This is a genomic window from uncultured Acinetobacter sp. (assembly GCF_947624825.1).
Classification (GTDB): domain Bacteria; phylum Pseudomonadota; class Gammaproteobacteria; order Pseudomonadales; family Moraxellaceae; genus Acinetobacter.
Genome location: NZ_CANQLZ010000032.1, coordinates 23,654 through 34,258 on the forward strand (window position 1 = coordinate 23,654; position 10,605 = coordinate 34,258).

The window sequence follows — 10,605 nt, forward strand, 5'->3', positions numbered from 1 at the left end:
CGTATCCTTAAGTGGCAACGCTGCTTTTTATTTTTTATATTAAAATTAAATGCTTAAATGGCATATCACACCCTTAAAACAGCGCATAGGACGCTTGATGACTTTATCGCTGCTTTGGCTGTTTGACCTTATGTATATACTATGGACCGTTACAATCAAGGTCTAGCTTGCATCCTTGCTGAATCAGCCGTATAACTTAAATAGCTTAGCAAGGAGCGCGCGATGTCTATTTATTCACATTTATTCACCCCTTTAGATTTAGGTTTTACTCGCTTAAAAAACCGCGTGATTATGGGTTCAATGCATGTAGGATTAGAAGAAGTGCCCGATGGTTATGCACGCCTTGCCGCCTTTTATGCAGAACGTGCCCGTGGAGGTGTTGCGCTGATTGTCACAGGCGGGATTGCACCTAATCGCGCAGGCTTAACCCGAAAAGGTGCCACTAAGCTCACCACACAAGCCGAAGCTGAGCCACATAAAATCATAACTCAAGCGGTACATGAGGCCGGCGCCAAGATTGCCTTACAAATTTTACATACCGGACGCTATTCATATCAAAAAAATGCAGTCGCGCCATCGGCACTTGCCGCCCCGATTAATCCGCTATTACCACATGCCTTAACACCGTCAGAGATTGAACAAACCATTGCTGATTTTGTCAACTGTGCCCAATTAGCACAATCTGCTGGTTATGATGGCGTTGAAATCATGGGGTCAGAAGGCTATTTAATTAATCAGTTTATTGCCAAACGTACCAATCATCGCAATGATGCTTGGGGTGGTAGTTATGCTAACCGTATGCGTTTTGCCATAGAAATTGTGCGCCGTACTCGTCAAGCAGTAGGCGAGAATTTTATGATTATCTATCGTTTATCCATGTTGGATTTGGTTGAGGGTGGCTCAAGTTTGGCTGAAGTGATTGAATTGGCCAAAGCGATAGAAAAAGCAGGTGCAACCTTAATCAGTACCGGTATCGGTTGGCACGAAGCTCGTATTCCCACCATTGCCACCCAAGTACCGCGAGCTGCGTTTACTTGGGTCACTCAGCGCTTAAAATCAGCAGTTAAAATACCACTGATTACCTCTAACCGTATTAATACGCCTGCGATGGCAGAGTGCGTGTTAGCTGAAGGGCATGCGGATATGGTGTCTATGGCACGTCCATTTTTAGCCGACCCACAATTTATGCTCAAAGCTGAACAAAATCGCAGTGATGAAATCAACACCTGTATTGGTTGTAACCAAGCGTGCTTAGATCATGTTTTTAATGGAAAACTGACCTCATGTTTGGTGAATCCAAGGGCTTGTCATGAAACTGAACTCATCATGACGCCTGTACACACCGCTAAAAGTATTGCGGTATTGGGTGCAGGACCTGCAGGGCTTAGCTTTGCTTTACATGCCGCCGAACGCGGTCATGTGGTCACCTTATTTGAAGCCAGTCCACACATTGGCGGGCAGTTTAATATTGCCAAAACTATTCCGGGCAAAGAAGAGTTTTATGAAACGATTCGTTATTTTAAACGCCAACTTGAATTACAGCCCAACATTAAATTGGTGCTTGGTTATCAGGTCAAAGTTCAAGAGTTAATTGACCATCATTTTGATGAGATTGTACTTGCAACAGGGGTCAAACCGCGCCAATTAGATATTCCCGGCATAGAACATACCAAAGTGCTGAGTTATTTAGATGTGTTAAAAGCCGGTGCACCTGTTGGTCAACGCGTCGCGATTATTGGTGCAGGTGGTATTGGCTTTGATACCGCAGAATTTTTAAGCCATGTCGGGGAAAGCAGCAGCTTAAATCCACAAGCTTTTTATGATGAGTGGGGTATTGACCCTAAATATCAATATGAAGGTGGATTAAAGCAGCCCAAGCCACAAGTTGCGGCACGTGAAATCTTTTTATTACAACGTAAAACCAGTCGTGTCGGGGACGGTTTAGGTAAAACCACAGGTTGGATTCATCGTAGTCGCTTAAAACAGCGCAATATTCATATGTTTAATCAAGTGCAATATCAAAAAATTGATGATCAAGGCCTACATATTCAAATCGATCAGCAACATATCTTACTTGATGTCGATCACATAGTGATCTGTGCGGGGCAAGAATCTTATGTGCCGTTTTATGATGCCTTACAACAAGCAGGACAGTCTGTACATGTGATTGGTGGCGCGAAACTTGCAGGTGAATTAGATGCCAAACGCGCAATTAAAGATGGGGCATATTTAGCCGCAAGTTTATAAAGTTTTACATTTATTGGCATAAATTGCGACATGTATCCATTTCAGCGGGGCGTATAGTAAAAATCTAAGATCCCTTTTGAGGAGAACAACTTAACTTTCATCTAATACAAATTGTAAAAAGGAGTATGCGATGCCAAAATTACAACAACTGAGCCAATGGGTACATGGTTATCTCGATACGTGGCTAGGGGCAGCAGCACCACGCCTAGATTACCACCCACATGGGATTTTTCGTCAACTTGTACCAGAACTCAAATATTTACAACAAAAATATCGCCCAACGCCGTGGCTGATCAATGCCCATGCACAAGTATTGTATTTTGATTTATTTAAAAGACATCGTATTCGCTTGCAGTATGACCACATTGAGCAGCTCACCATGCAAGATGGCGGCATCACGGCTATTGCTTGGTATGGGCAAAAATTAAGCCCCACCACGCCCACTATTTTGTTGATGCATACTTTAACGGGTGGTCCTGAAAGTATGCGCGAATTGGTGCAGGACTTACACCGTTACACCGGTTGGCGCATTGCATTGTGTTTGCGCCGTGGGCATGCCAATTTGCCTTTAACGGTCCCTAAAATTAATCTATTGGGTTCAACCGATGACCTGCGTGAACAGATTGCCTATATCCAAAAAAACTATCCTGATTCAGACTTATATGCAGTCGGCTCATCCGCAGGTACGGGTTTATTGGTACGTTATTTAGGTGAAGAGGGGGATAAGACCCCGTTTAAAGCTGCATTTGCGTTAAGTCCGGGTTATGACAGTGAGCAGGGTTTTTACAAAGTACATCCTGTTTATAGTAAATGGATGACCAAAAAATTGCTCAAGGCTTTTATCCAACCTTATCAAAAAACATGGCAGTGGAATAATTTAGAGCATTTGCTTAAAGCAAAAAACCTAGCAGAATTTGAGCACGCCTATATTGAACTGGCAGGATTTTTTGACTATGGCAGTTATGCCCAAGCCGTGAATCCAATTTATGTAATGGATCGGATTAAAATTCCATTGGTGGTCTTAAATGCCGAAGATGATCCAATTTGTCATATTCATAATTTAATGCCTTATAAACAAAAACTTGCCAATATGCCGAATATTTTGGTGATTACCACCACTAAAGGCAGTCATTGTATTTTTTATCAAGGTATTTTAAAAACGCAATCTTGGGCAAGTGTGTGTATTGCTGAGTATTTTAGGCTCTATGCAATGCGCGCAAAGGCAAAAAAACCCAGCCAAGCTGGGTTTTTGCGTGCCTATATGGCTTAGTCAAGCGCAGGCGTTGCGGCGGCAATGGCAGCAGCAACAGCATCATCTTGTGATGAAGTACTGTTATTATTTTGGCTTGGTGTGGGTTCAGGTTTTGGCGCTTCTGGCTTTGGTTCAGGCTTCGGGGTCGGTTTTGGTGCTTCAGGCTTTGGTTCAGGCTCTTCAACAGCACGAATTTCACGACGAATTTCCGTGGTGGTATTTTCCGTGTCTTCACGGATAATTTCCACTTTTTTATTTGCAGTATCAGCCACAGCTGTTGAAGCAGGCTCGGTCGGTGTTAAGTCTTCAAACTTTGGCTCAGGGCTAGGTTGAGCGGTTTGAGTCTCAGCAGGTGTATTTTGTTCTTCAGCAGGCGTTTCTTTTTTTACACACGCACTTAAGACAAGGCCGATTGCAATTGCACCACAGATTAAAAGTTTCTTATTCATAACTGCACAAAATAACGCATTAGATGGATAAACATATTATAACCATAAAATGCAATAGAAAAATCATCAAAACAGCCCCTAATTTTTTTAATCAATTGCTGTTACAATAACCAATTGTTTATTGTTCTATGAATTGATGCACAATGACTTTGCTTTATTGGTGCAGAGTAAAGTAAAATTGCGCAACATTGCAGGCCGATTTAGGCTCGATTGTACGAGAAACCCAATGACCCATTTTATTTTCGTGACTGGTGGTGTAGTTTCATCACTAGGTAAAGGTATTTCAGCTGCTTCTGTTGCTGCACTTTTAGAAGCCCGTGGTTTAAAAGTGACCATGGTCAAAATGGATCCATACATTAATGTCGATCCAGGGACAATGAGCCCATTCCAGCATGGTGAAGTTTTCGTCACAGAGGATGGTGCCGAAACTGACTTAGATTTGGGTTATTACGAACGTTTCTTACGTCGTGCGAAAATGACCAAACTCAATAACTTTACATCAGGCCGTGTTTACCAAGATGTTTTAAATAAAGAACGTCGTGGTGATTACTTAGGCGGTACAGTACAAGTTATTCCACATATTACGGATAATATTAAAGAACGTATGTTACGTGCAGGCGAAGGCTATGACGTGGCAATCGTTGAAATTGGCGGTACAGTCGGTGATATCGAATCACTTCCATTTATGGAATCTGTACGTCAGTTAATGGTTGAGCTTGGTCATAAACGTACCATGCTGATGCACTTAACTTTACTCCCATATATTAAGTCAGCAGCTGAGTTAAAAACCAAACCAACGCAGCACTCTGTAAAAGAATTATTGTCGATTGGTATTCAGCCAGACATTCTGATTTGCCGTACTGAATATGATGTTGATGCCGACACTACACGTAAAATTGCGTTGTTTACCAACGTTGAAGCGCGTGCGGTGGTGGTATGTAAAGATGCGCGTAGTATTTACCAAATTCCACGTACCTTCTATGAACAAAATGTTGATGATTTAATTTGTGAACGTTTTGGTTACAACGATCTACCAGAAGCGGATTTAACCGATTGGGACAATGTTGTAGAAGCTTTATTGAACCCTGAATACACTGTGCGTGTTGCGATGGTGGGTAAATATGTAGAACTTCCTGATGCTTATAAATCAGTGAACGAAGCATTATTACATGCCGGTATTCAAAATCGCGTTAAGGTTCAAATTGACTATGTCAATGCTGAAGAACTTGAAAGCCAAGATGCAGCAGAAGTACTTAAAGATGCAGATGCAATCTTAGTGCCAGGTGGTTTTGGTGAACGTGGCACTGAAGGTAAAATGCAAGCGATTCAATTCGCGCGTGAAAACGGTGTACCGTTCTTGGGTATTTGCTTAGGTATGCAACTTGCTGTGATTGAATACGCACGTAACGTTGCAGGTATTCCTGATGCAACTTCAACTGAATTTAACCGTTCAACTAAATCACCATTGATTGGCTTAATTACCGAATGGTTAGATGAACGTGGTGAAGTTCAGCAGCGTTCAGCTGATTCTGACCTTGGTGGCACAATGCGTTTAGGTGCACAAAAATCAGAATTGGTTGCAGGCACCAAAACGGCTCAAGTATATGGTTCAGAAGAAATCATTGAACGTCACCGTCACCGCTATGAAATGAACAACCGTTTTATTCCTGCTTTAGAAGAAAAAGGCATGAAAATTTCAGGTTATTCACCAGTACAGCATTTGGTTGAAACGGTTGAAATTCCTGCGCATCCTTGGTTCATTGCAGTACAATTCCACCCAGAATTTACCAGCTCACCACGCGATGGTCATCCATTATTTGCCAGCTTCATCGATGCTGCAAAACAGCAGTACCAAAAAACCAAGTAATGGTTGTTTAATCACGAGGAATGTTTAAATGTCACAATTAACACCACAAGAGATTGTACGTTTAGGCGATATACAGATGGCCAATCATTTGCCATTTGTACTATTCGGCGGCATGAATGTACTTGAGTCAAAAGACTTGGCTTTTGAAATTGCGGAAACCTACGTGGATATTTGTACACGCTTGGGAATTCCTTACGTATTTAAAGCCAGTTTTGACAAAGCCAACCGTTCAAGCTTGAACTCATATCGTGGCCCGGGCCTTGAAAAAGGCTTGGAATGGTTAGCTGACATTAAAAAACATTTCAATGTGCCCATCATTACCGATGTACATGAACCGTATCAAGCCGCACCTGTGGCTGAAGTGGCAGACATTATTCAATTGCCGGCATTTTTAAGCCGTCAAACCGATCTTGTTGAAGCCATGGCAAAGACTGATGCGATTATTAACATCAAAAAAGCCCAATTCTTAGCACCCCACGAAATGCGCCACATTTTGCATAAGTGTTTAGAAGCGGGCAATGATAAACTGATTCTGTGTGAACGTGGGTCGGCGTTTGGCTATAACAACCTTGTGGTTGATATGCTAGGCTTTGATAGCATGAAGCAGATGAATGTGCCAGTATTTTTTGATGTCACGCATGCTTTGCAAACCCCAGGTGGTCGGAGTGACTCCGCGGGTGGTCGTCGTGCGCAAATTACCACACTTGCCCGTGCAGGTATGGCCACAGGTCTTGCCGGTTTATTCTTAGAAGCTCATCCAAATCCAGACCAAGCCAAGTGCGATGGTCCGTGTGCGCTACGTTTATCTCAACTTGAGCCGTTCTTAGCACAGCTTAAGCAACTCGATACCTTGGTCAAAGGTTTTGAGGCATTAGATACCCATTAAATCGATATACCTTGATGCGTCTTTTTTGACGCATCATTTTTATTAATCAACTGAGGAATTGTTCATGAGCCAAATCGTTGACATTCGTGCACGTGAAATTTTAGACTCTCGTGGTAACCCAACCATCGAAGCAGACGTAATCTTAGCCTCTGGCGTAGTTGGCCGTGCATGTGCACCATCTGGTGCTTCAACTGGTTCTCGTGAAGCTTTAGAACTTCGTGATGGCGATAAAGCACGCTATTTAGGCAAAGGCGTTAAGACTGCGGTCAATAACGTAAATACATTAATTCGTGATGCCTTATTGGGTAAATCAGTATTTGAGCAAAAAGACATCGACAACACGATGATCGCGCTTGACGGTACTGAAAACAAAGAAAAATTAGGCGCAAACGCAACTTTAGCGGTGTCTTTAGCTGCGGCACGTGCTGCTGCTGATGAAAAGAAAACTCCACTTTTCCAATACGTCGCAGACCTTCGTAACAACAGCATTTTAACCATGCCTGTACCAATGATGAACATCATCAATGGTGGTTCACATGCAGACAACAACGTTGATATTCAAGAATTTATGATTGAGCCTGTGGGCTTTACTTCATTCTCTGAAGCGCTTCGTGCGGGTGCAGAAATTTTCCACTCACTAAAATCAGTATTAAACAAAAAAGGTTTAAACACTGCAGTGGGTGATGAAGGTGGTTTTGCGCCAAACTTACGCTCTAACGAAGAAGCAATCACAGTTATTTTAGAAGCGATTGGTCAAACTGGCTACAAAGCAGGTTCTGACATTATGCTTGCGCTTGACTGTGCATCTTCAGAATTTTACAAAAATGGTCAGTACATTCTTGCAGGTGAAGGCAACAAAGCATTCACAAGCAACCAATTTTCTGACTACCTTGCAGGTTTAGTCAACCAATATCCAATTATCTCAATTGAAGATGGTTTAGATGAGTCTGATTGGGAAGGTTGGTCTTACTTAACAGAAATTCTTGGCGACAAGATTCAGTTGGTAGGCGACGATTTATTTGTTACAAATCCTAAAATCCTTCAACGTGGTATTAATGAAAAAGTAGGTAACTCTATTTTAATTAAATACAACCAAATCGGTACGTTGACTGAAACTTTAGATGCGATCTATCTTGCTAAAGCCAATGGTTACTCAACTGTTATTTCACATCGTTCAGGTGAAACAGAAGATTCAACGATTGCTGATATCGCTGTAGGTACAGGTGCAGGTCAAATCAAGACTGGTTCACTTTGCCGTTCTGACCGCGTAGCGAAATACAACCAATTACTTCGTATTGAAGAATTGACAAACGCGGCTTACCGCGGTAAAGCTGAGTTTAAAGGTTTAAACTAAGCGACAGATGTCAATGTTAAATGTATTCGACTCGAAATCGAGTAAAGTACTGTTGGGCCTTGCGATCGTTTTGATCGCAGGGTTTCAATATAAGTATTGGCTTGGTGAAGGTGGTCATCATGAACACCTGCAACTGATGCAAAAAATTCAACAACAAATTGAAGACAATGAAGAACTCAAGGAACGTAATCGTGTCCTTGCAGCAGAAGTATATGATTTAAAAAATGGTATTGAAGCCATTGAAGAACATGCACGGTTGGACTTAGGTTTAATTAAACCCCATGAAACTTTTGTGCAAATGAGCACCATTAGTACCCAATATAAGCCGATTTATATCGATCCTAACGCTAAAGTAGATCCTCGCACCAATGAAGCAGACAGTCCGATCCCTGAACAGCCCATTACCCCATAAATTATGGTTAGTGTTACCTGCCGCAGGCTCGGGAAGTCGCTTTTCTAAAACCCAATTAAAACAATATCAACTGATTCAAGAACGCACAGTACTTGAACATACCGTTGCACGTTTAAATAGCTTGCCTTTAAGTGGCTATGTGCTGGCCGTTAGCCCACATGACAATGTGGCAAAAAGTTTAAATTTTGTGTATCCACAGCGTTTGCATTTTTGCCAAGGCGGCAATGAACGGGTGGATTCCGTGTTAAATGCACTCAATTATCTAACTGAGATTGCCAATCCCAATGATTGGGTCTTGGTACATGATGCTGCGCGTCCTTGCGTAAGTGAAGAAACCTTACTTGATTTGGTTGAACATGCTTTAAGCAGCCAAAACAGCAGTATTGTGGCAATTCCGGTACGTGATACTTTAAAACGGGTAGCAACAGCGCCACAGATTTTACACACGGTTGACCGTCGTGAGTTATGGCAAGCCCAAACTCCGCAAATGGCACCTTTAGGTATGCTAAAAGCTGCTATTGAGTCAGCCTTGGCAGCAGGGGTGAATATCACCGATGAAGCCAGTGCCTTAGAATATGCAGGACATCAGGTGGATGTGGTGCAAGGTCGCGCTGATAACCTAAAAATTACTTATCCTGATGATTTAGAGTTGGCACGTTTAATTTTAAATGCGCAACAATAACAAACAATTGTTGTTAAAGCTTAAAACAACTGAGTAAAACTGTTTAATCCTTAACACTTTGCTCTTATAATTTTCGCCTTGTCTTTTTTTGCGTTAATGCCTTTGCAATGATACCTTCTCAGCAGTATCGCTTTTTACGTCATGGTGTTCGTGACGGTTTAAGCATGAAACGTGACGCATCACGTTGGACCAAACTGCATATTGATCCTTGGTTATTATGCTTTTTATTGTTAAATGCAACCCTAGGCTTATGTGTCGTCTATAGTGCTTCTCAAGACAGTGCAATGGTATTGCGTCAGGCCATTAGTTTTGGCATAGGCTTTATTTTACTGTTTGTTTTAGCACAAGTACCGCCTAAGGTTTATCAAGCCGTCAGTCCATATCTTTATTTACTGTCGTTAATCTTGTTAATTTTGGTGTTATTTGTAGGTGAGCGGCGTTTAGGGGCAAAGCGTTGGATTAGTCTGCCCGGTATTGGCAGTATGCAACCGAGTGAATTTATGAAATTTGCCATGCCGTTAATGATGGCTTGGTACTTCTCACTGCGCCCATTTCCACCTAAATTTCGTCATATCTGTATCGCATTGTTCATCATGTTGGTGCCTTTTGTTTTGGTGGTGCTGCAACCGGACTTAAATATTGGTTTGATTATTCCTGGTATTTTTGTCTTATTTTTAAGCGGTATGTCGTGGAAATATATTGGTGCGGCTATTGGGGCATTTTTGGTTGCTGCACCGGCATTGTGGATGTTCTTTTTACAAGAGTACCAAAAAAAACGTATTTTAACTTTGTTTGATCCAGAGTCTGATGCTTTGGGTGCAGGTTGGAACATTATCCAGTCAAAGATTGCCATTGGTTCGGGTGGTTTAAGTGGCAAAGGTTATTTAGAAGGTACGCAGTCGCATTTGGGTTATTTGCCTGAGCATCATACTGACTTTATTATGTCGACCTTTGCCGAAGAGTTTGGCTTTATTGGGGTGTTTGCTTTAATTTGTTTATATGCTGCCATTATTTTTCGTTGTTTGATGATTGGCTTAAACAGCTTTCATAACTTTGGTAAGTTATATGCAAGTACCGTGGGTTTAACCATTTTCTTCTTTGTGTTTTTAAATTCAGGGATGGTGAGTGGGATTTTACCTGTGACAGGTGATCCATTGCCGTTTATGAGTTATGGTGGAACAGCCGTAATTTCCTTAATGGCCAGTATGGGCATTGTAATGTCGGTACATACCCATCGTTAAACAAAAGGCCTCAATTTGAGGCTTTTTTTATGGCTGAATTTAATAAATCATCCTAGATTTTTTAAATAGCCTAAGTATGAACCGTACCGGGTTTGTCGGAGATTTTTTTATTTAAGTTAGGCCACCTGACCTAACGGGTTAATCTTATCATAGTACATTGCTTCAAACTCAAAAGGCGATACATAACCCAGTGCACTGTGTACACGCTTTTTATT

General features: G+C 41.8%; 9 protein-coding genes. 8 read left to right on the plus strand and 1 reads right to left on the minus strand.

Annotated elements, in window-relative coordinates:
* The first annotated feature begins 222 nt into the window (after nucleotides 1-222).
* Nucleotides 223-2,247 carry an FAD-dependent oxidoreductase gene (locus Q0017_RS08780; RefSeq protein WP_298145499.1) on the plus strand — a complete coding sequence of 675 codons (2,025 nt, stop codon included), beginning with the start codon at nucleotides 223-225 and terminating at the stop codon, nucleotides 2,245-2,247.
* A 130-nt stretch (nucleotides 2,248-2,377) separates the two neighbouring features.
* A complete protein-coding gene (locus tag Q0017_RS08785) occupies nucleotides 2,378-3,517 on the plus strand; it encodes an alpha/beta fold hydrolase (protein ID WP_298145502.1) in 1,140 nt (379 codons plus the stop codon).
* Here Q0017_RS08785 and Q0017_RS08790 read toward each other — a convergent pair.
* The gene (locus Q0017_RS08790) at nucleotides 3,514-3,948 is read right to left on the minus strand and encodes an internalin (RefSeq protein WP_298145505.1); all 435 of its coding nucleotides are present in this window, start codon (nucleotides 3,946-3,948) and stop codon (nucleotides 3,514-3,516) included. The two genes, Q0017_RS08785 and Q0017_RS08790, sit on opposite strands and share 4 nt — an antisense overlap.
* 226 nt (nucleotides 3,949-4,174) lie before the next feature.
* On the opposite strand from Q0017_RS08790, the gene Q0017_RS08795 reads away from it, so the two are divergent.
* From Q0017_RS08795 to rodA, 6 genes are all read left to right on the plus strand, one after another.
* The gene (locus Q0017_RS08795; protein WP_298145508.1) at nucleotides 4,175-5,815 is read left to right on the plus strand and encodes a CTP synthase; all 1,641 of its coding nucleotides are present in this window, start codon (nucleotides 4,175-4,177) and stop codon (nucleotides 5,813-5,815) included.
* A gap of 28 nt (nucleotides 5,816-5,843) precedes the next feature.
* Complete coding sequence (gene kdsA / locus Q0017_RS08800) at nucleotides 5,844-6,701, plus strand: 3-deoxy-8-phosphooctulonate synthase (RefSeq protein ID WP_298145511.1); 858 nt, start codon at nucleotides 5,844-5,846, stop codon at nucleotides 6,699-6,701.
* Nucleotides 6,702-6,765: 64 nt separating this feature from the next.
* Complete coding sequence (gene eno / locus Q0017_RS08805) at nucleotides 6,766-8,055, plus strand: phosphopyruvate hydratase (RefSeq protein ID WP_298145514.1); 1,290 nt, start codon at nucleotides 6,766-6,768, stop codon at nucleotides 8,053-8,055.
* A 7-nt stretch (nucleotides 8,056-8,062) separates the two neighbouring features.
* Nucleotides 8,063-8,467, plus strand: coding sequence for a septum formation initiator family protein (locus Q0017_RS08810; RefSeq protein ID WP_298145517.1), 405 nt, complete (start codon nucleotides 8,063-8,065; stop codon nucleotides 8,465-8,467).
* Complete coding sequence (gene ispD, locus Q0017_RS08815) at nucleotides 8,424-9,149, plus strand: 2-C-methyl-D-erythritol 4-phosphate cytidylyltransferase (RefSeq protein ID WP_298145520.1); 726 nt, start codon at nucleotides 8,424-8,426, stop codon at nucleotides 9,147-9,149. The genes Q0017_RS08810 and ispD overlap by 44 nt, the downstream gene beginning before the upstream one ends.
* A 107-nt stretch (nucleotides 9,150-9,256) precedes the next feature.
* Nucleotides 9,257-10,390 carry a rod shape-determining protein RodA gene (gene rodA / locus Q0017_RS08820; protein ID WP_298145523.1) on the plus strand — a complete coding sequence of 378 codons (1,134 nt, stop codon included), beginning with the start codon at nucleotides 9,257-9,259 and terminating at the stop codon, nucleotides 10,388-10,390.
* Nucleotides 10,391-10,605 lie beyond the last annotated feature (215 nt).

Coding starts and splice junctions, on each gene's coding strand:
- Q0017_RS08780 (WP_298145499.1), top strand. CDS start 223: ATGTCTATTTATTCACATTTATTCACCCCTTTAGATTTAGGTTTTACT.
- Q0017_RS08785 (WP_298145502.1), top strand. CDS start 2,378: ATGCCAAAATTACAACAACTGAGCCAATGGGTACATGGTTATCTCGAT.
- Q0017_RS08790 (WP_298145505.1), bottom strand. CDS start 3,948: ATGAATAAGAAACTTTTAATCTGTGGTGCAATTGCAATCGGCCTTGTC.
- Q0017_RS08795 (WP_298145508.1), top strand. CDS start 4,175: ATGACCCATTTTATTTTCGTGACTGGTGGTGTAGTTTCATCACTAGGT.
- kdsA (WP_298145511.1), top strand. CDS start 5,844: ATGTCACAATTAACACCACAAGAGATTGTACGTTTAGGCGATATACAG.
- eno (WP_298145514.1), top strand. CDS start 6,766: ATGAGCCAAATCGTTGACATTCGTGCACGTGAAATTTTAGACTCTCGT.
- Q0017_RS08810 (WP_298145517.1), top strand. CDS start 8,063: ATGTCAATGTTAAATGTATTCGACTCGAAATCGAGTAAAGTACTGTTG.
- ispD (WP_298145520.1), top strand. CDS start 8,424: ATGAAGCAGACAGTCCGATCCCTGAACAGCCCATTACCCCATAAATTA.
- rodA (WP_298145523.1), top strand. CDS start 9,257: ATGATACCTTCTCAGCAGTATCGCTTTTTACGTCATGGTGTTCGTGAC.